The organism is Pseudonocardia hierapolitana (assembly GCF_007994075.1).
Classification (GTDB): Bacteria; Actinomycetota; Actinomycetes; order Mycobacteriales; family Pseudonocardiaceae; genus Pseudonocardia; species Pseudonocardia hierapolitana.
The window spans coordinates 7,717,740-7,735,288 of record NZ_VIWU01000001.1; the positions used below are offsets into that span (position 1 = coordinate 7,717,740).

The following is a 17,549-nucleotide window of genomic DNA, read 5'->3' on the forward strand; positions in this document are numbered from 1 at the left end:
GGCAGGTCAGGTGACTTCGAGGTGGTCGACGTCCGGCGTGGGCGGGCGGTGGGTGGAGGTGCGGTCGAGGTAGAACCACGCGACGGAGGCGATGTCGTCCTGCAGCTGCAGGTACCGGTGGCCGGAGCGCCAGCCGAGGGCCTGGACGTCCACGCGGAGCGCGCTCTCGAACCGGATCGGGTCGGCCAGGTGCCACCGGTACATGCCGAACCGCTGCTGGCTGCGGTAGCACCCGTCGGGGCGCAGGATCTGGTGCAGCCCGAGGTACGGGGTGGAGTAGGCCGTGTAGCCCTGGCCGGGGACGTCGAAGTTCCAGGCGCCGCCGAAGTAGTCCTCGGTGCCCGTGCCGCAGATCGTGGGCAGTTCCTCGTCGCCGCCTGTGATGTCGTCGTCGAGGTAGAACTTCATCTCGCCCTCGCCCCACCAGCCGCTGGAGTTCGAGGCCCATGCGAGGTAGGTGCCCACGTAGTGCCCCCGCCCGGTGACGCCGTCGAGGAGCGTGTGCGTGGAGCCCTTGGGCAACGGGTTGTCGCGGCGCCACTGGGCGTGCAGGTAGCCGGCCTGCTCGGGCACCGGGGCCAGCTCGAAGGTGATCTGGAAGTAGACGATCGCCGGCTCGGCCCCGAGGTTCTCGAGGGTGATCCGCGCAGCCGACCGGAACGGCATCTGCCAGTAGCAGTTGAACCCCCCGTGCGGGTTCACCGCCACGACCTGCGACGACAGCTGGGCGAACTCGCCCCACCCCTGCCCGAAGAAGTCGCCGAGGGGCACCTCGACGGCCGGTTCGGTGTCGCCGTCCCAGTGCATGCGCAGCAGCAGGCTGCGCCAGTGCGAGGGGTGGGTGGTGATCCAGATGTGCTGCACCGTGCCGGGCCCGTCGATCTCGGCGAGGCGCGCGGTGGTGCCGGCCGGGATCTCGATCGAAGGGGAGACCTTCCATCCGCGGCCGAGGTCGCGGGCCGCGGCCGCGCCGGTGCCCTCGGTGGCGCCGCCGCCCGCGCCGGGCGCGCCGGTCGGGTTCTCCGGGCTGATCGAGCGGGTGACCGCCGTGCTCAGCAACGCCGTGCTGAGCAGGGCCATCTGCGGCTGCGGCGGGATCGGGTGGGCCATCGTGCCTCCGGACGTCGTCGTCAGCGGTAGCGAGATCGATCGTCCGATACTGATCCATGCCACCGATCTACGCCGCTGCGGCCCTCGCTCCCGGGAGGCTGCGCAATACCGCGCGGGCGACGGCGTCGTTGTAGCGCAGGCTCTGCGCGTTCATGCCGGGCCGGGTGAACGCGCCCGCCACCTTCACCGTGGTGTGGGGGCCAACGGCGAACCGGCGCGGATGCACCCGGCCCGCGGCGTCGATCAACGCCCCGTCGGCCGGCCGGACGCGGACCAGGCCGGTGTTGCGCAGCGGTGTGCCGTCGGTGTCGCGCAGCACCTCCTCGCTGACGGCGCCGCCGGCGAACAGGGCGGCGATCAGCGGATCGGTGGTGCGGGCGACGCTCGGATCCGGCAGGCGCGCGTCGACGAGCACGCGGGCCGTGACGGGCGGGGCGCCCGGCACGCTGGCGCTCCCGGCCCGGAAGACGCCCCCGGAATCGTCGACCGCGACGTCCACCCACATGCCTGCGCCGAGGAACGCGACGTACCCCGCGCGGGACAGCGCGAGCAGCTCGCGCACGCGGAAGCCGGGCGGGCCGCTCGCGACCGCGTTGAAGAAGCTCTGCCACCAGCCCAGGTCGGCGGCCCGGGACCGCGCGGACAACACCCCGGAGCCGGCGAGGCGGGTGACCTCCGCGTACACCGACAGCATCGCGACGAACGCACCGAGGTGCGGCGTGTGCGCCGGGTCCACGTGCTGGCGCAGGTCCTCGGCGATCCGGTCGCGCACGAGGGGCTGCAGCGCCGCGAAGTCCTGGGCGCGAACGCCGGCGAGGGGCTGGTCGAGCGCGGTGAAGTCGATGCGGTCCACCGGGTCCGGCACGGCGTCGGCGATGAGCCCCGCCATCGCAGGCGAATCCTGGTCGATGGCGGCGAACCGCGCGGCGAACTCGGGCCACGGCAACCGGACGCGGTCGGGGTGGCCGACGAACAGCTCGTGGTACCAGCCCCAGGCGATCTCCTTCGCCATCAGGGGCCACGCCTGCGTGCGCAGCTCGACCGGCCGGCCGGAGCCGATCAACGGGTCGACGGCGGCCGGGCCGAAGAACCGCGGCAGCGGCGGCCGGCCTGCGCGCAGCCCGTAGTGGGGCTTGGAGTGGTAGGGCATCCCCCGCGGCGAGCCCGCGACGAGCCGTGGCTCCGCTCCTGACGGCACGTAGCGCAGGTCCTCCCCGTCGGGCTCGAACCGCCCGCCGCGGCCCTCGAACAGGAGCACGATGAGATCGATGAACGCCAGGCCGAGGCCGCGCACGAGCACGGTCTCGCCCGGGGCGATCACCGACAGGTCCGAGTCGGTGGTCTGTTCGGGAGGCAGGTAGGTGAGTCCGGCGTCGGCGGCGCCCGCCGCGAGCGCGCGCTCCTCGTCGGTCGGCGTGGCGTCGAGGTGCCCGGACGCCAGCACCACGGCGTCGACGCGCAGCGTGTCGCCGTTCTCCAGCCGCACGAGCTGGAGGTCGCCGTCCTCGGCGATGTCGACGGCGCGGGTCCGGTGCAGGTGCGCCCGCATCCCGGGCGGCAGCGCGGCGACGACCTCGCGCAGCACCCAGGCGAGGTAGGCGCTCTGCAACCGCCGGCTCGGGAACGTCGAGGCGGTCACCGCGCGCAGCTCGGCGGCGAGTTCGGGGCCGAGCGAGTCGGGGTCGCCGCCGCCGCGCACTGCCTGCGCCCACTCCCAGAACGAGGGCCCGGGGACGATCGGACCCTCGCAGAGCACCGTGTCGTCGGTGAACATCGTGACGTCGGCGGCCATGGAGTTCATCGCGAGCAGCGGGGACTGCTCGTGGCGCCAGATCCGGCCCGGGCCGGGCGGGTAGGGGTCGATCAGGTGCACGTCCAGGCCGTCCGGCCCGAGGTCGGGAGCGCTGGCGGCCAGCCGCTCGAGGATCCCGACGCCGCGCGGGCCCGCGCCGACGATCGCGATCGCAGAGCTCACAGACGGCTCCTCCGAGAGGGTGTGGGGCTGCGCCGCGTCGCGCCGACCCATCGACTGTAGGTCGGGAACGAGGCGGCAGCCAGTGGAACGGACCCGTTGACGCCCGTGACGGCGGGTGCTGGAGTGGGATCGTGGCCATCCGCGTTCCGCTGGTGATCCGACGGCACGTCGACCTCGGTCGGGTGTGGTCGGCGGCGTGTTCGGGCTCCTGACGCCCGCCATCGCCCCACTACCCAAGGAGCAGGACATGCCCGTGGAGTTCCTCGGCATGGGAGCCACCAACGACGGCACCGAGACCCACTCCCGGTCCGGCCCGGCGTTCGACCCCGAGTACACCGTCGCGCTGGCCCGCGCCCATGAGGAGTCCGGCTGGGACCGGGTCCTCACCGCGTACGGGAGCGGCAGCCCCGACCCCGCCCAGGCCGCTGCGCTGATCGCCTGCCGCACCGAGCGCCTGCAGGTGCTCGTGGCGCACCGCCCGAACGTCTCCTACCCCACGTTCGCGGCGAAGACGATCGCCACGTTGGACGCCATGAGCGGCGGCCGCACCACCGTGCACGTCATCACCGGCGGCAACGACCACGAGCAGCAGCGCGAGGGCGACACCCTGCCCAAGGACCGCCGCTACGACCGCACCCGCGAGGCGATCCAGATCTTCAAGAAGGCGTGGACCTCGCGCGAGCCGTTCGACTTCCACGGCGAGCACTACCGGTTCACCGACTTCGTGCTCGACGTCGAGCCGGTGCAGAAACCGCGCCCGCGGATCTCGTTCGGCGGCTCGTCGCCCGCCGCGTACGAGGTCGGGGCCGAGGAGGCCGACATCTACGCGCTGTGGGGCGAGCCGCTCGCCGGCACGGCCGAGCAGATCCGCACGATCACCGAGCTCGCCGCGGCGGCAGGCCGCCCCGCGCCGACGTTCCAGGTGGCGTTCCGCCCGATCCTCGGCCGCACCGAGGAGGAGGCCTGGGAGAAGGCCTACGCCACCGTCGCCCGCATCCAGGACCGGACCAGGAGCGGGACGGCGCAGCTCACCCGCCGCCACAAGCTCACCGACCCGGAGAACGCCGGCTCGCAGCGGCTGCTCGCCGTGGCCGCACAGGGCGAGCGGCACGACAGGGCGCTGTGGACGGTCACGGCGAAGGCGACCGGTGGGGCCGGCAACTCCACGGCGCTCGTCGGCACGCCGGAGACGGTGGCCGCCGCGCTGATGGACTACTACGACCTCGGCGTGCGGATCCTGTCGGCCCGCGGCTACGACCTGCTGGCGGACGCCGAGGAGTTCGGCCGGGAGGTCATCCCGCTGGTGCGCGCGGAGGTGGCCAGGCGCGACGCGGCGGAGCGGGCATCGGTGCCGGCCTGAGGGCCTGGCTGTGCGGGCGCTCGTGGAGCGGGTCGCGGGCGTCTTCTGGCGGTCCCGCGCGTGATCAGCAGGTCGGCGGTGTGGCCTGCAGCAGCGATCAAGGGCTGATGGCCGCGATCGAGGGCAGATGGTCGCTGTCGAAGATCATCTAGCGACCATTTCGCCTTGATCGCCGATCGGCCTCGGTGGCGCGGAACTGGTCGACCCTCGCCGACGATGCGCGGCGCCACCGGAGGCCCACCACCAGGATCGAACGGCAGGGCGCGCCGACCCCGGGTTCAGCCCTGGGCGTCGCGCCAGGCGATCCACTCCTTGACCAGGCCGAGGTCGTAGTCCGGCCCGCCCACACCGACCGTGAAGAGGCTCGCGCCCGCCGCGACCAGTCCCTCGGCCACGTCCTGCGGCGGTGCCGACACGCCGATGGAGCGTTCGATCTCGCCGGGGTCGCGGCCGACGTCGGCGCAGTGGCGGTCCAGGATCTCGGACTTGCGGGTGAAGGTGCCGACGTCGCCGAAGCTGTGCCAGATGGTGGCGTGCTCGGCGGTGTACCGCAGGGTCTTGCGCTCCCCGCCGCCGCCGATGAGCACGGGGATGTCGCGGGTGGGTGCGGGGTTGAGCTTGGACCAGCGGTCGCGGATGCGGGGGAGGGCCTGCGCGAGGTCGGCCAGCCGGGCTCCGGCCGTGGCGAAGTCGTAGCCGTACTCGTCGTAGTCGCGCTGGAACCATCCCGCGCCGATACCCAGGATGAGCCGGCCGCCGGAGATGTGGTCGACGGTGCGGGCCATGTCGGCGAGCAGTTCCGGGTTGCGGTAGCTGTTGCAGCTGACGAGGGCACCGATCTCGACCCGGCTGGTGGCCTCGGCCCATGCGCCGAGCATCGTCCAGCACTCGAAGTGCTTGCCGTCGGGCTCGCCACGGAGCGGGAAGAAGTGGTCCCAGTTGAAGACGATGTCGACGCCGGCGTTCTCGGCCTCGGCGACGGCGGCGCGGATCTGCGCGTAGTCGGCGTGCTGGGGCTGCAGCTGGACACCGATCCGGATGGGGTGCGACATGCCTTGATCCTTCCACCGTCACCCGCTCGGCGGTCGCCCCGTGAGGGTGTACACGGTGCGTGACTGAATGATCACGAAACGTCATGTCGGTGGAACGGCCGAGTAACGCGATCGTAACGCGCTGTCGACACGGTGGACCCACTTCGGAGCGATGGGGGAGGCCACGAAGTGGACAGCGAGGACGATCCAGGGCCTGCGATCGGAACCACCGGCGCGCGCTTCGGGGGCGCGTCGCGACGGAAGCGCACTGCCCGGCGCAGGACAGCGGATGCGCCCCCAGGACAGGAGCCCCCCGAGGCGTCGGCGCCGGAGGCGGACACCGTCGCCATTCCGGCCGTCCTGGGCTCGGCATCCCACCACGCCGGGGCGCGCCAGCACGGCGCTCCCGCGGCAGATGCGGCGCCGCCCGCCGACCTGGCTCCGGCGGGCGACGCGCCGGACGACCCGGCGGTCGGGCTGACCGGCGCCCGCTTCGGTGGCGCCCGCAAGCGGAAGCCACGCCCCCGCCCGGACGCTCCGACGCCGACACCGTCACCGCCGCGGCTCGCACCGCCCGAGCCGTCGGTTCCGCCCGACGCGGAGGAGCCCGTCGCCGGCGGGTCGGCGATCGTGCGGCCGTACGTGTTCACGCGGGGGCGCACGCGGCGGGCGTTCGAGCTCTCGGTCGAGACGCTCGTGTCGGCGGTCCCGCACGGAGCGCGAACCGGCCTCACGGGCGAGCACCACGCCGTGCTGGGACTGTGCGGGGAGCCCTGCTCGGTGGCTGAGCTCGCGGCACACGTGGGTGTACCGCTCGGGGTCGCGCGCGTGCTCGTCGGCGACCTGGCAGCGGCCGGGGCCGTGGCCGTCCACCGCGGGCCCGGGGCGTCGGGCCCTGACCTGGCCCTGATGGAGCGCGTGCTCAGCGGCCTCCGGAAGCTCTGACTGGAGCGCTCCAGCAGATCGTTGTGCCCGTCGAGTTCGAATCGCTCGTCCAAGTGCGGGGAGCACTTGATCGCGCGGTCACGCCGGACCGACCGGACCGCGGAGCAGGGCCGGCACGGCCGACGCGGGCACGGGTGGGGCGAAGTACCAGCCCTGGCCGGTGTCGCAGCCCAGCTTGCGCAGCCGCTCCAGCTGCAGCGAGGTCTCCACCACCTCGGCGGTGACGGACAGGCCGAGCGTGTGGGCGAGCTCGATGAGCAGGGCGAGCACCTCGAGGTCGACCTCGTCGCGATCCCGTTCCCCGCCCGCCTCCGGGATCGCGGCGAACGGTCGTGTGACGAACGGCCCGGCGAGCTTCAGCGCGTGCACCGGCAGCGTGCGCAGGTAGGCGAGGTTCGAGTAGCCGGTGCCGAAGTCGTCGATCGCGATCCGCACGCCCATCGCCGCGAGATCGCGCAGGGCGTCGAGCGGCTCCCCCGTGGTGCCCATGAGATCGCTCTCGGTGAGCTCGAGCTGGAGCGCGTGCGCCGGCCAGCCGGTGTCGGCGAGGACGCGCGTCACGTCGTCGACGATCCCGGCCTCGCGTACCTGGCGAGCCGCCAGGTTGACGCTGACGAACAGCTGCGTGCCCGGGTGCTCCTCCCGCCAGCGGACGGCCTGCCGGCAGGCCTCGGCGAGCACCCACCTCCCGAGCGGGACGATCAGCCCGGTCTCCTCGGCGATGGGGATGAACACGTCCGGTCCGATCCGCTCGCCGCCGGGCTGCTCCCAGCGCACCAGCGCCTCGACTCCGACCAGCCGCTGGTCGGTGAGCCGGACCAGCGGCTGGTAGTCCACCACGAACTCACCCGCGTCGAGGGCGTGGGGCATCCGGGCGGACAGCTCGAACCGGGCGACGGCGGTGCGGTGGCGTTCGGCGTCGAACTCCGCGACCCGGTTGCGACCGTCCTTCTTGGCCCAATGGAGCGTGGTGTCGGCCGCTCGCATGAGGTCCGCGGCCTTCTCGAGCTCCCCGGAGCCGGAGTCGCTGTCCGCGCGCTCGACGACGCCGACGCTGGCGGACACGACGATGCGGTGCGGGCCCGTGACGACCGGGCGCCGCACCACGTCGAGGGCGCGCTGCGCCACGCGGAGCGGCTGCGCGTCGGGTCCCTCGAGCAGCACGACGAACTCGTCACCCGCCATCCGGGCGACCAGGCGCCCGGTGCTGCCGGCCCCCGAGTCGATCTCTGCGCCGATCTCTGCGCCGATCTCTGTGCCGATCTCTGCGCCGACCTCGGCGGCGAGCCGGTGTGCCACGGTCTGCAGCACGTGGTCGCCGACGTCGTGGCCGAGGGTGTCGTTGACGGCCTTGAGGTCGTCGAGGTCGAGGTAGCAGATGCCGACGCGCCGGCCGGCGTCGAGCGCGGCCTCCAGCCGCTCGAAGAACAGAGTGCGGTTCGGGAGGCCGGTGAGGGGATCGTGCTGGGCCTGGTGGCGCAGCGAGGTCTCGAGGCGATGCCGCTGCGTGACGTCGGCGATCATGGTGACGATGAAGCGCGGAGCACCGTCCGGCGACCTGACCAGGGAGAGGACGATGTCGGTCCAGATCGTGGTGCCGTCGGCATGCGGGAAGGGCCGTTCGAGCCGCACGTTGTCCAGCTCGCCTGCCTGCATCGAGCGCAGGTTCCGCCAGTGCTCGTGGTCGTCGGCGGGGACGAAGTCCTCCATGGTGCGGTGGAGCACCTCGTCGGCCCGGCGGCCGAACATCTCGCAGAGCGCCCGGTTCACCTCCACGATCTCGCCGTCGGCCGTGACGATCGCGATGCCGATCGCCGCGTCGGCGAACAGCGCGCCGAAGCGGGCCTCACTGGCCCAGCGCGCCTGCTCCGCGGCGGCGCGGGCGACGAACGCGGCCGCGGTCAGCCGCTCCTGCTCGGCGCGGGTGCGCTCCTGCAGCGCGGCGGCATAACCGGCCGAGAGGGCGGCGAGCGCCGCCGCCCCGCGCTCGGGATCGACGTGGGCGAGGGCCGGGCCGAGGACGGCGAGCGTCTGCTCGAGGGCGGCCGGATGCGTGAAGTGGGCCTCGACCAGCCACCGCCCGACGGCGCGGGCCGCACCCGGCTCACCGGTCCCGGAGGCCGCGTCGAGCAGCTCCCCGGCGCGCTCGACGAGGGTGGTGTGCAGCGCGGAGCGCGGGAGCGGCACGAAGCCGGCCGCCTGCACCGAGTCCGCCCATGCGGTGCCGAGCGCCTGCGCGTCGTCACCCATGGCCGCGCCCCCGCTCGTGACCTGACCGCCCGGGACCCGGGCGATCTTGGCCGGAGCCTACCGCTCCACGCCCGTCACGGCGCCCGATCAGGCGGGGTCCGGCCCGCTGGGAGACTGCCGAGGGCGACCGCCGCGCCGCATGTCGCCGGTGGTCGTGCGGCGGCCCGGGTCGAGCAGCCGCTTCCACTTCGCCTGGGCGGCCTGCCGGCTCGACAGCTGCGCCTGCACGGCGTCCGCGACCTGCGCCCAGGTGAGCCCGTCGGCGCGCAGCCTGCGGATGAGGTCGCGCTCGTAGTAGTCGGCCAGCCGGCGCATCTCGCCGACGAGCGCGTACCAGGCGGCCGCGGCGTCGCGGGTCAGCCCGCCGTCCTGGGACACCTCCTTGAGCCGGTCCAGCCGCCCCGTGATCGACCGGTCGGGGCGCGCGATCATCGGATCGACCCGGTCCAGCCATCGCACCGCATCCTCGTACTTCATGTCGTCAATCATTCATTGACGCCTACGAATCGTCAACCGATCATGGACGGCGAGTCGCGGCCGCGACCGCGGCGCGGATCCGGGAGATGGGGGAGGGGGTTAGGGGGAGGGGGAGGGGTCAGCCGCCGAGCGGCTCGACGCCCGTCACCCAGACGGCCGGGAACCCCTGCTCGTCGGAGGCGGCGAGGTCGATCTCGGCGGTGATCGCCCAGTCGTGGTGGCCTTCCGGGTCGTCCAGGACCTGGCGGACGAGCCAGCGCTCGGGCTCCTCGGTGACGGAGAACAGCTGCGGGCCGCGCGCGTTCGGGCCGATCGCGATCCCGTCGTCGCCGTGCTCGGCGAAGTACGGCGCGAGCGCCTCCCGCCAGGCATCGGCGTCCCAGCCCGCGTCGCCGTCGAGCTCGCCGAGCTCGGCGAAGCGGCGCAGGGCGGCCAGCTCGACGCGGCGGAACATCGCGTTGCGCACGAGCACGCGGAAGGCCCGCGGGTTGGCGGTGACCGCGGTCGGGGTCGCGTCCAGGGTGGGGGGCTCCGGTTCCTCGCCGGCACCGGCGCCCGCGGCGAGGGCCTCCCACTCGTCGAGCAGGCTGGAGTCGACCTGGCGCACCAGCTCGCCCAGCCACGCCTCGACGTCGGCGAGCTCCTCGGTCTTCGCCTCGTCCGGCACGGTCTGGCGCAGCGCGCGGTAGGCGTCGGCGAGGTAGCGCAGCACGAGGCCCTCGGACCGGGCGAGGCCGTAGTGCCCGATGTACTCGACGAACGTCATCGACTTCTCGAACATGTCCCGCGCCACCGACTTCGGTGACAGGTGCGCGTCCTCGACCCACGGGTGGCCGCGCCGGTAGGTCTCGAGGGCGGCGTGCAGCAGCTCGTCCAGTGGTCTCGGGTAGGTGACGTCCTCGAGCAGCGCCATCCGCTCCTCGTACTCGATGCCCTCGGCCTTCATCGCGGCGACGGCCTCCCCGCGGGCCTTCTTCTCCTGCGCGATCAGCACAGGGCGCGGGTTGTCCAGGGTGGCCTCGAGCACCGACAGGACGTCCATGGCGTACTGCGGCGACTCCCGGTCCAGCAGGTCGATCGCGGCGAGCGCGAACGGGGACAGCGGCTGGTTGAGCGCGAAGTCCAGCTGCAGGTCACCGACCAGCCGGACCCGGCGGCCCTCGGTGTCGGGCTCGGGGAGCTCCTCGACGACACCCGCGGTGCGCAGCGCCCGGTAGATGGCGATGGCGCGCCGGATGTGGCGGCGTTGCCGCGCCCGCGGCTCGTGGTTGTCCTCGAGCAGGTGGCGCATCGCGGCGAACGCGTCGCCCGGCCGCGAGATCACGTTGAGCAGCATCGCGTGGGTGACCGTGAAGTGGCTGGTGAGCGGCTCGGGCTGGGCGTTCTGCAGCTTCTCGTAGCTCGTCTGCGACCAGCCGACGAAGCCCTCGGGGGGCTGCTTGCGCACCACCCGGCGCCGCTTCTTCGGGTCGTCGCCGGCCTTCGCGAGCAGGCGGGCGTTCTCCACCTCGTGGTCGGGCGCCTCGGCGACGACCGTGCCGACCGTGTCGTAACCGGCCCGCCCGGCGCGGCCCGCGATCTGGTGGAACTCCCGCGCCTTCAGCGGGCGGGTGCGCTGACCGTCGTACTTCGAGAGCGCGGTGAACAGCACCGTGCGGATCGGCACGTTGATCCCGACGCCGAGCGTGTCGGTGCCGCAGATGACCTTGAGCAGCCCGGCCTGCGCGAGGGTCTCGACGAGCCGGCGGTAACGGGGGAGCATCCCGGCGTGGTGCACGCCGATGCCGTGGCGCACCAGCCGCGACAGCGTCTTCCCGAAGCCCGCGGTGAACCGGAACCGGCCGATGAGGTCCGCGATCGCCTGCTTGTCCTCGCGCGACGTCACGTTCACGCTCATGAGCGCCTGCGCCCGCTCGACCGCGGCGGCCTGGGTGAAGTGCACGACGTAGACCGGGGCCTCGTGCGTCTGCAGCAGCTCGGCGATCGTCTCGTGCAGCGGGGTGAGCACGTAGCGGAAGTGCAGTGGCACCGGCCGCTCGACCGAGGTGATCACCGCCGTGTCCCGGCCGGTACGGCGGGTGAGGTCGTCGCGGAAGAACGACACGTCCCCGAGCGTGGCGCTCATCAGCAGGAACTGCGCCTGCGGCAGCTCGATCAGCGGCACCTGCCAGGCCCAGCCGCGGTCCGGGTCGGCGTAGAAGTGGAACTCGTCCATCACCACGGAGCCGATGTCGGCGCCTGCGCCCGAGCGCAGCGCGATGTTGGCGAGGATCTCCGCGGTGCAGCAGATGATCGGCGCCTTCTCGTTCACCGCGGCGTCGCCGGTGAGCATGCCGACCTTGTCGGCGCCGAAGGTGTCGATGAGCTGGAAGAACTTCTCGCTGACCAGGGCCTTGATCGGCGCCGTGTAGAAGGTGCGCTCCCCACGGGCGAGCGCTGCGGCGTGCGCCCCGACCGCGACGAGGGACTTCCCGGATCCCGTCGGCGTCGAGAGGATCACGTTCCCGCCGGTGACCAGCTCCAGCAGCGCCTCCTCCTGCGCCGGGTAGAGGGAGAGGCCGCGCTCCTCGAACGCCCAGTCGGTGAACGCCTCGACGAGCGCGTCGGGGTCGGGGGCGGGCGGAAGCCGGTCGGTGAGGGTCATGATGGCCTCGATCGTCCCCCACGTGACCGGCGACGTGCAGTTGAGGGCCAGATACGGTGGGTTCCGTGACGGAGCGGGCGACTCGACGCGGCGTGCCCGCCCTCGTCCCGCCCATGCAGCCGGGCACCGTGACCGGCGACCCGCCCACCGGCCCGGACTGGGTGGTCGAGGTGGCGTGGACGGGCCACCGCTGCATCGCCTACGTCGAGCCCGGGCGGCGGGTGCGGCTGCTCTCGGGCGCCGCCAACTCGATGAGCGCCGCCTACCCCGAGCTCGCCGAGCCGCTGCTGCGCCGCTCGCCGTCCGGGGGCATGGTGCTCGACGGCACCCTCGTCGCCCGCGGCGAGGAGCACGCGGTCCGCCCCCGGCTGATCGCCCGGCGCACCGCCCGGCACCGCCCGTCCGAGGCCACGATCCGGCGCATCCCCGTCGACTTCCAGGTCGCCGACCTGCTCTGGCTCGACGGCCACAGCACCACCGACCTGCCCTACGCCGACCGCCGGGCGCTGCTCGACGCGCTGGGTCTCACCAGCCCGCCGGTGTGGGCCACCTCCCCGCTGCCGGCCACCGAGATCGACACGATGCTCGCCATCGCCGAGCAGAAGGGCGCCGATGGGCTGCACGCCCGGCACCTGCGGGGGCGTTACCACCCCGGAGGGCGTTCCCGGTTCTGGCTGCGCGTGCCGGTCACCCGCACGCGCCAGGTGCTCGTGGGGGGCTGGACACCCGCCGACCCGACCCGGCCCGAGACGGTGGGCACCCTGCTGCTCGGCGCGCCGGTGGCGGACACACCCGGAGCCCTGCACTACGTGGGCCGCGTCGGGCTGTCGCTGGGGGAGCGCCGCAGGCTCGCCGACGCGCTGGCGGAACACGAGCAGAACACGACCCCGTTCGTCGACGCCGTTCCGGCTGCGGCGGCCCGCCACGCCCGGTGGGCCCGGCCCGAACTGGTGGGGCTCGCCGAGTTCTCCGGCTGGATCGGCGGCGGCCGCATGCGCCGACCGTTCTGGCGCGGCCTGCTCGAGCCCGCGGACGTCCGCGAGGACGGATGGGCCCGCCCCCCGGAACCGGCGCCCGCCGTGCTGGATCCCGCCGTGCTGGATTCCGCCGTGCCGGCCGAACCGGCGGCCGAGCCCGTGGCCGATCCGGTCCCCGAGGAGCAGCCCGGCCCGATCGAGCCGCCGGCGCAGCCCGAGCAGGCAGGTGCCGCCGGCGAGGCGCGGCGCCTGGAGCAGCACTTCGTCTACAACTCGTTGAACACGATCGCAGCGCTGATCCGCACCGACCCGGGCCGGGCCCGCGACCTGCTCATCGGCTTCGCCGACCTGTCCCGGGCCGTCGATCGGGTGGGCGGGAGCACGCTGGGCGACGAGCTCGCCGCCGTCCACGGGTACCTGCAGCTCGAGCAGGCCCGGTTCGGCAGGCGGCTGCGGGTGGCGGTCGACGTGGCGCCGACGCTGCACCTGATCCCCGTGATCCCGATGCAGATCCTCGCGGCCGTGCGCGATGCGGTGCAGCACGACATCGAACCTCAGCCGGAGGGCGGCCTGCTCACCCTCGCCGCCCGGCCCGTGGAGGGCGGGTGCGAGGTGCGCGTGACGGGAGGCGCGGCAGCGGCCCGGACCATCCGGCTGCCCTCCTAGACAGGAGCTGGTTGTCGTGCTCCAGCTGTCGATCATTGTGCCCGTGGAGGGCTTCCCGCCGCGGCGGGTCGTGATCGGCACATCGGCCCGCGGATCTCGGCCCGCGGATCTGAGCCCCGGTTGCGCGCTCGAGCGCTGATCACGGCCCGAGGCGTTCCGCGGAACGTTCCGGGTGCCGGTGCGGGGGCGGCGGATCGGTCTCGTGGGGTAGCAGGGCGGGACCCGGACGAGTCGGCGACTCCGCTCCCCTGTGTGATCTCGGAATCGGTACCGTGCGCACATGCTCGGCCTTCCCGACGGCACGCGAGCGTGCCTCTTCGATCTCGACGGCGTGCTGACCGACACCGCGAGCGTGCACGCGGCGGCGTGGAAGCAGATGTTCGACGAGTACCTGCGGGCGCATGCCGAGCGGGAGGGCACCCCGTTCCGGCCGTTCGACGTCGCCACCGACTACGCGGCGTACGTCGACGGCAAGCCGCGGTTCGACGGCACCGATTCGTTCCTGCGCTCCCGGGGGATCGAGCTGCCGGCGGGCGGGCCGGCCGACCCCCCGGACGCGGAGACGGTGTACGCGCTGGCCACCCGGAAGAACGCGCTGGTCCAGGAGAAGATCGTCACCGTCGGCGTCGAGGTGTACCCGGGATCCGTGCGCTACCTGCACGCGGTGAAGGACGCCGGGCTCGCCACGGCCGTCGTGTCCTCGTCGGCCAACGCGGAGCAGGTGCTCGAGGTCGCCGGGCTCGCCGAGTTCATCGACCACCGGGTGGACGGGGTCACCGCGAAGGAGCGCGGCCTGGCCGGCAAGCCCGCGCCCGACACGTTCCTCGCCGCGGCCGCCGACCTCGGCGTCGGGAAGGACGAGGCCGTCGTGTTCGAGGACGCCCTCGCGGGCGTCGCGTCCGGCAAGGCGGGCGGCTTCGGTTGCGTCGTCGGGGTGGACCGGCTCGGGCAGGCCGACGCGTTGCGCGCGCACGGCGCGGACGTCGTCGTCACCGACCTCGCCGACCTGCTGGGGGACGCGTCATGAGCGAGTTTGCGAGCGAATCGTCGACACAGCGCCTGGGCGAGGCCTCGGCCGAGCCTCGGGGGACGGCAGCCGGCGGAGCCGGCGGCGTGGGTGAGCACAGCGAGGCCGTGCGATGAGCCCCGACCCGGGCCGCGCCTTCGCCGTGGAGCCGTGGGTGGTGCGGGAGCCACGGTTGGATCTGGACCGGATGGGCCAGGTCGAGTCGGTGTTCGCGCTGTCCAACGGGCACATCGGGCTGCGGGGCAACCTCGACGAGGGGGAGCCGCACGCGATGCCGGGGACGTACCTGAACTCGTTCTACGAGCGGCGGCCGCTGCCGTACGCGGAGGGCGGGTACGGCTACCCGGAGTCCGGGCAGACGATCATCAACGTCACCAACGGCAAGCTGATCCGGCTGCTGGTGGAGGACGAGCCGTTCGACCTGCGCTACGGCCAGCTGCGTCGCCACGAGCGGGTGCTGGACCTGCGGGCCGGCACGCTCACCCGCGAGGTCGAGTGGGCGTCGCCCGCGGGCCGGATGGTGCGGGTGCGCTCCACCCGGCTGGTGTCGCTCACCCAGCGCGCGATCGCCGCGATCGAGTACGAGGTGGAGGTGCTCGACGCGCCCGCCCTGCTCGTGTTGCAGTCCGAGTTGGTGGCCAACGAGCAGCTGCCCTCCCGCGACGAGGCCGACCCGCGCGTCGAGGCCGCCCTCACCGACCCGCTGGTCGCCGAGCAGCACCGCTGCGACGAGGCCGGGGCCACGCTGCTGCACCGCACCCGCCGTTCCGGCCTGCGGGTGGCTGCGGCGATGGACCACGAGGTGCACGGCCCGGAGGGCGTGAAGGTCACCTCGGAGGCCACCGAGGACATCGGCCGCACCACGGTGATCGCCCGGCTCGAACCCGGCCAGACGTTGCGGCTGGTGAAGTACCTGGCCTACGGCTGGTCGTCGCGCCGGTCGCTGCCCGCGCTGCACGACCAGGTCCGGGCGGCGCTCGCGGCGGCGCGCTACACCGCCTGGGAGGGCCTGTGCGGCGAGCAGCGCGCCTACCTGGACGACTTCTGGCAGACCGCGGACGTCGAGATCGACGGTGACGCCGAGCTGCAGCAGGCGGTCCGCCTCGCCGTCTTCCACGTGCTGCAGGCCGGCGCCCGGGCGGAGCGCCGCGCGATCGGGGCGAAGGGCCTCACCGGCGAGGGTTACGACGGGCACACGTTCTGGGACACCGAGACCTTCTGCCTGCCCGTCCTGTCCCACCTCGCCCCGGACGCCGCGGCCGACGCCCTGCGTTGGCGGCAGTCGATCCTCCCCCTCGCCTACGAACGCGCGGAGCAGCTGGGGCTGAAAGGTGCGGCGTTCCCGTGGCGCACCATCCGGGGGCAGGAGTGTTCGGGCTACTGGCCTGCCGGCACCGCGGCGTTCCACATCAACGCCGACATCGCCGACGCCGTGCGCCGGCACGTGGCGGCCACCGGGGACGTGGTGTTCGAACGCGAGGTGGGGCTGGAGCTGCTGGTGGCCACCGCGCGGCTGTGGCGCTCATTGGGGCACCACGACTCGGCGGGGGAGTTCCGGATCGACGGGGTGACCGGTCCGGACGAGTACACGGCCATCGTCGACAACAACGTCTACACCAACGTGATGGCGCAGCAGAACCTGCGGGTCGCCGCCGACACCGCTGCGCGGCACGCGCGGGCGGCGGCGAAGCTCGGGGTGAACGCGGAGGAGATGGCGTCCTGGCGGGACGCCGCGAAGTCGATGCGGATCCCGTTCGACGAGGTCCTGGGGGTGCACCCCCAGGCCGAGGGGTTCACCCACCACCAGGTGTGGGACTTCGAGAACACGCCCCCGGAGAAGTACCCGCTGCTGCTGCACGTGCCGTACTTCGACCTGTACCGCAAGCAGGTGATCAAGCAGGCGGACCTGGTGCTGGCGATGCAGCTGCGGCCGGACGCGTTCTCGCCGGAGCAGATGCGCCGCAACTTCGCCTACTACGAGGCGCTGACGGTGCGCGACTCGTCACTGTCGGCGTGCACGCAGGCGGTGGTGGCGGCGTGGACCGGGCACCTGGATCTCGCCTACGACTACCTGGCCGAGGCCGCGCTGGTGGACCTGGACGACCTGGCGGGCAACTCCGATCACGGGGTGCACATCGCGTCGATGGCCGGCACCTGGACGGCGGTGGTGGCCGGGTTCGGCGGGATGCGGATGGACGACGGCGGGATCGTCTTCGCCCCGCGCCTGCCTCCCGCCCTGTCGCGGATCTCGTTCGGTCTCAAGTGGCAGGGCCGGCTGCTGCGGGTGGAGATCCGGCCCGACGAGGCGGAGTACCGCCTGGTCTCGGGGCCGCCGATGCGGCTGCGCCACCACGGCGAGCCCCTCGCGCTCGCCGACGAGCCGCAGGTGCGGCCGATCCCGGCGCTCGAGCCGGTGGAGCCGGTCGAGCAGCCCTACGGCCGCGGTCCCAAGGCGCGCCACCCGGGTAGCTAGTGCTCCCCGCCGGAGGTTCGCCAAGGGTCTCGGCGGCCCAGCTCCCCGCTGGACGCAGCGGCGAACAGCCCGAGTGCGCCCGGTGCGAGGGCTGCTCGCCGCCACGCCCAGCGAGAAGCTGGATCCACCGATACCCCCGACGAACCTCCGGCGGGAAGCACTAGCACCAGGGCGCCTGCGCGTACCCGGTCGCCGACCGGGTACGTGATCGGGGACGCCGAGCAGGAAGGAGAACGCTCGTGGATCCCGACCGCGCCCGACAGCTGCTGAACGGTGAGCTGGACGCACTCGACGAGCGGCTGCGCGCCGCCGAGGAGAACCGCGCCGAGACCACCGCGGACCCGTACGGGCCGGAGGGTGCTCTCGGCCAGCACCCCGGCGACTACGGCTCCGACGTGAACGCGACGATGGAAGCCCGCATGAGCGTCGAGACGATCACCGAGCAGCGCCGCCGCGTCCTGGACGCGATCGAGCGGCTGGACGAGGGCGGGTACGGGCGGTGCGTCGTGTGCGAACGCGAGATCGACGACGAGCGGCTGGAGGCCCGGCCGGAGGTGCGCACCTGCCGGGAGCACGCGGACACCCCGGTGGTGACCTAGTGCTCCCCGCCGGCC

Annotated in this window: 12 protein-coding genes; 6 read left to right on the top strand and 6 right to left on the bottom strand. The window is 73.4% G+C overall.

The features are described 5' to 3' along the window. Nucleotides 1-6: 6 nt before the first annotated feature. Nucleotides 7-1,110 carry a glycoside hydrolase family 172 protein gene (locus FHX44_RS36335; protein ID WP_246170781.1) on the bottom strand — a complete coding sequence of 368 codons (1,104 nt, stop codon included), beginning with the start codon at nt 1,108-1,110 and terminating at the stop codon, nt 7-9. Nucleotides 1,111-1,177: 67 nt separating this feature from the next. Further along, nucleotides 1,178-3,085 carry an FAD/NAD(P)-binding protein gene (locus FHX44_RS36340; protein ID WP_342793374.1) on the bottom strand — a complete coding sequence of 636 codons (1,908 nt, stop codon included), beginning with the start codon at nt 3,083-3,085 and terminating at the stop codon, nt 1,178-1,180. A gap of 247 nt (nt 3,086-3,332) precedes the next feature. Here FHX44_RS36340 and FHX44_RS36345 point away from each other — a divergent pair, with 247 nt between their 5' ends. Further along, nucleotides 3,333-4,445 carry an LLM class flavin-dependent oxidoreductase gene (locus tag FHX44_RS36345; protein ID WP_147259906.1) on the top strand — a complete coding sequence of 371 codons (1,113 nt, stop codon included), beginning with the start codon at nt 3,333-3,335 and terminating at the stop codon, nt 4,443-4,445. Between the two features lie 278 nt (nt 4,446-4,723). On the opposite strand, the gene FHX44_RS36350 is transcribed toward FHX44_RS36345, so the two are convergent. Continuing rightward, complete coding sequence (locus tag FHX44_RS36350) at nt 4,724-5,497, bottom strand: LLM class F420-dependent oxidoreductase (protein WP_147259907.1); 774 nt, start codon at nt 5,495-5,497, stop codon at nt 4,724-4,726. A 168-nt stretch (nt 5,498-5,665) separates the two neighbouring features. On the opposite strand from FHX44_RS36350, the gene FHX44_RS36355 reads away from it, so the two are divergent. After that, nucleotides 5,666-6,421 (top strand): DUF742 domain-containing protein, encoded by a 756-nt coding sequence (locus FHX44_RS36355; protein WP_212612810.1) that lies wholly within the window; start codon nt 5,666-5,668, stop codon nt 6,419-6,421. Nucleotides 6,422-6,499: 78 nt separating this feature from the next. Here the strand turns inward: FHX44_RS36355 and FHX44_RS36360 are convergent, their stop codons facing one another. The 3 genes from FHX44_RS36360 to FHX44_RS36370 all read right to left on the bottom strand — a co-directional run bounded on the left by FHX44_RS36360 (nt 6,500) and on the right by FHX44_RS36370 (nt 11,792). After that, nucleotides 6,500-8,671 carry a putative bifunctional diguanylate cyclase/phosphodiesterase gene (locus tag FHX44_RS36360; protein ID WP_147259908.1) on the bottom strand — a complete coding sequence of 724 codons (2,172 nt, stop codon included), beginning with the start codon at nt 8,669-8,671 and terminating at the stop codon, nt 6,500-6,502. Nucleotides 8,672-8,758: 87 nt separating this feature from the next. After that, on the bottom strand, nt 8,759-9,148 hold the full coding sequence (locus FHX44_RS36365) for a hypothetical protein (protein ID WP_147259909.1): 390 nt from the start codon (nt 9,146-9,148) through the stop codon (nt 8,759-8,761). Between the two features lie 118 nt (nt 9,149-9,266). Then, entirely contained in the window at nt 9,267-11,792 is a 2,526-nt protein-coding gene (locus tag FHX44_RS36370; protein WP_147259910.1) for a DEAD/DEAH box helicase, read from the bottom strand. Between the two features lie 65 nt (nt 11,793-11,857). Between FHX44_RS36370 and FHX44_RS36375 the strand changes: the two genes are divergently transcribed. The 4 genes from FHX44_RS36375 to FHX44_RS36390 all read left to right on the top strand — a co-directional run bounded on the left by FHX44_RS36375 (nt 11,858) and on the right by FHX44_RS36390 (nt 17,534). After that, the gene (locus FHX44_RS36375; RefSeq protein ID WP_147259911.1) at nt 11,858-13,435 is read left to right on the top strand and encodes an ATP-dependent DNA ligase; all 1,578 of its coding nucleotides are present in this window, start codon (nt 11,858-11,860) and stop codon (nt 13,433-13,435) included. Nucleotides 13,436-13,715: 280 nt separating this feature from the next. Beyond that, nucleotides 13,716-14,462 (top strand): beta-phosphoglucomutase family hydrolase, encoded by a 747-nt coding sequence (locus tag FHX44_RS36380; RefSeq protein ID WP_147259912.1) that lies wholly within the window; start codon nt 13,716-13,718, stop codon nt 14,460-14,462. A 112-nt stretch (nt 14,463-14,574) separates the two neighbouring features. Beyond that, the gene (locus FHX44_RS36385) at nt 14,575-16,935 is read left to right on the top strand and encodes a glycoside hydrolase family 65 protein (RefSeq protein ID WP_147259913.1); all 2,361 of its coding nucleotides are present in this window, start codon (nt 14,575-14,577) and stop codon (nt 16,933-16,935) included. 239 nt (nt 16,936-17,174) lie between these two features. Beyond that, nucleotides 17,175-17,534, top strand: coding sequence for a TraR/DksA family transcriptional regulator (locus tag FHX44_RS36390; protein WP_147259914.1), 360 nt, complete (start codon nt 17,175-17,177; stop codon nt 17,532-17,534). Nucleotides 17,535-17,549: the final 15 nt, after the last annotated feature.